3 protein-coding genes and 1 tRNA gene are annotated in these 2,513 nt (G+C 61.4%); 2 read left to right on the top strand and 2 right to left on the bottom strand.

The window, feature by feature from the left end:
- Window positions 1-318: 318 nt before the first annotated feature.
- The gene (locus tag ACKOED_RS11650; protein WP_408916765.1) at window positions 319-510 is read right to left on the bottom strand and encodes a helix-turn-helix domain-containing protein; all 192 of its coding nucleotides are present in this window, start codon (window positions 508-510) and stop codon (window positions 319-321) included.
- Between the two features lie 179 nt (window positions 511-689).
- A complete protein-coding gene (locus ACKOED_RS11645) occupies window positions 690-1,724 on the bottom strand; it encodes a Fe(3+) ABC transporter substrate-binding protein (protein ID WP_408916764.1) in 1,035 nt (344 codons plus the stop codon).
- 177 nt (window positions 1,725-1,901) lie between these two features.
- On the opposite strand from ACKOED_RS11645, the gene ACKOED_RS11640 reads away from it, so the two are divergent.
- Both ACKOED_RS11640 and ACKOED_RS11635 read left to right on the top strand, forming a co-directional pair.
- Window positions 1,902-2,108, top strand: a complete 207-nt coding sequence (locus ACKOED_RS11640; protein WP_408916763.1) for a hypothetical protein — start codon at window positions 1,902-1,904, stop codon at window positions 2,106-2,108.
- 59 nt (window positions 2,109-2,167) lie between these two features.
- A tRNA-Ser gene (locus tag ACKOED_RS11635) sits at window positions 2,168-2,260 on the top strand.
- Window positions 2,261-2,513 lie beyond the last annotated feature (253 nt).

Here is a 2,513-nt window from a genome sequence, read left to right as displayed (position 1 = left end):
TCCGGGCGATCAATTCGTGGTCTCATGAACTGGGGTTTTGGACAGAACCTCGCGATTGAGGCTAGGATTTGGTCTGCTGATTTGATCCAGCTGAACGGCCTTGGTTTCGCGTTGCGGGCGTTGATGAAGGCTGCGATGTCCGCCTTGCGCGCGGCCACGCTTTCGTGAATGCCGCGACTGATCTTCCTTTCGGTGATGAGGGCGTAGAAACGTGTGTCCTGGTTGAGCCGTGATGCGCTGGCGGGGGTGAGGCGCAACGGCCCGCTTGCCCCAGCCATGCCGCGCGAATTCCACTGCGTGGCAGTGGCGGGCCGGCTTTCAGCGCTTCAATGCGCGCGCCATCAATGCCGCGGGCTTGCCTGAACGCGGTTCGTCATACAATCCGTCAAGTCCGGGAGCCGCGAACCGCCGGCGACACTTGCCCATGGTGCTGGCGCATACGCCAAGTTCCACAGCGATGTTCTTGCTCTGCGCGCCCCGCGCGCTGGTAAGCACGATCCGCGCCCGCATGGCCCACGCTTCCGCCGTCTTGCGCCGCGGCGCTAAACCTTCAAGCTCAGCACGCTCCTCCGGGGTCAAAACAATCTCAGGAGCCCTTCGTACAGACGCCATGGAGTCCTCCGCGCAAGAGCGGGAACGCCATGGCATAATTGTACAGGACAGATACCGCGAACTTTTGACTCAGGACACTAGTCGTTAAACTGCACCTCGTCCACCAGCCGTGAGGCGGCGGGCTCGAATTCGGCGATCTCGGCCACGTTGATGCTGTCGGGCGTGAAAGCGCCCCACGAGCGCACCAGCTCGCTGGCGGCCACGCGGGGGTTCACCGGATATTCAAAATTGCCATTGGCATAGAGCTGCTGAGCTTCGTCGCTGGCCAGAAATTCCATCAGCTTCAGCGCGCTTTCGCGGTTGGGCGCGTTGGCGGTGAGCATCATGCCGGAGATGTTCACATGCGTGCCGAAATCCGGCGAGGCGGGAAACACGATCTTCACCGCCCCGGCCCATTGCTTCTGCTCGGGCTCTTTTTCCTCGGTCAGCATCTTGCCCATGTAATAGGTGTTTGCGATGGCCAGATCGCATTCGCCGGCGAACACGCTCTTGGCCTGGGCCCGGTCATTGCCGGAGGGCTTGACCGCCAGATTGGCCTTGACGCCTTTTAGCCAGGCCCGGGTGAAATCCTCACCCTTGTGAGCGATCATTGCGGCGATCAGGGCAAGATTGTAGGGGTGGTTGCCGGGCCGCATGCAGATCTTGCCGCGCCATTTCGGATCGGCCAGCTCCTCGTAGCTGACGGCGGTGATGGGCGCGCGGTCCTTCGAAGCATAGACGACGCGGGCCCGCATGGTGAGGCCAAACCAGCGGTTTTCCGGATCGCGCAGGTTGGCCGGCACGTCGGCGAGGATGACAGCCGAATCAACGGGCTGCGCCAGCCCGCGGCTGGCAGCTTCCACGAGGCGGCCGACATCGGCGGTGAGCAGGATATCGGCTGGGCTGTTGCGGCCTTCCTGGGCGAGGCGCTCGACCAGACCGCTGTCGGCGAACACCGCGCGCACCTCAATGCCGGTCTTGGCCGTGAAGGCATCGAACAGTGGCTGGATCAGGGCCGGCTGCCGGTAGCTGTAGATATTCACCTCTTCAGCCGCTGAAGCCGGGGCGGCGAGGCCGGAGGCCAGCGCGAGCATGAAGCAAAAAGCGGGAAACGAACGGCGGGAAACGGGCATGAGCGGGCACTCCTGGCTAATGAAAGAGTTGTCTGACCGGCGCTCTATGCGTCGCGCGAATTGGGCTGTCAAGAAAAACCGAGTAAAATACTCGGATTTAGAATTGCTCTAAGCTGGCGGCCTGGCGGCGAACCGCCTATCATAGCCCGCAACGCCGTCGGCAAGGAGCATCAAACCATGGCATTCGAACAGCTCAAAGCGCAGATCGGGCTGCTGTTGGGCGAGATCAACGGCCAGCCGGAAGACCTGCGAGAGCTCTATCAACAGGTTCACCAGGAACTGAACCAGCTCCGCGCCACCGGCATGTCGCTGCCCGCCGACCTCGTCGAACTCGAGCGGCGCCTGCTCAAGGAATTCCCCCAAGCCCCGCCCCGCCGCGGCTGAGGATGACGACGGCGCGCTTGCATCGCTCTGGAAATCACGGCAAAAGCCAAACTCAGGCAGGAGACGTGGCCGAGCGGCTGAAGGCAACGGTTTGCTAAATCGTCATACGCTGTTAAGGCGTATCGAGGGTTCGAATCCCTCCGTCTCCGCCATTTTTAGAGCGATCACATTGAAATCGTTTGGCAATTCTTGTAATTGCGAATGCGTGTCCTACCGATTGTACCACCACTAGAGCGGCACTCCATCTGAATGAATCTTTTTGGGTTTCCCAAATCAGTGCGGAAGTGATTCACACTGTCTGCCGGGTTTGGAGGCCGGCAGTCATGTCGAAAGCGCTGTCACTCGATCTCAGGGTCCGGGTCCTGGCCGCCGTGGAGGCCGGGGCAACACATCGCGAAGCTGGCG

It is taken from the genome of Aestuariivirga sp., from assembly GCF_046093005.1.
Lineage (GTDB): Bacteria > Pseudomonadota > Alphaproteobacteria > Rhizobiales > Aestuariivirgaceae > Aestuariivirga.
Note: the sequence above shows the minus strand (reverse complement) of the source record. Positions and strands in the feature narration are given on the sequence as shown.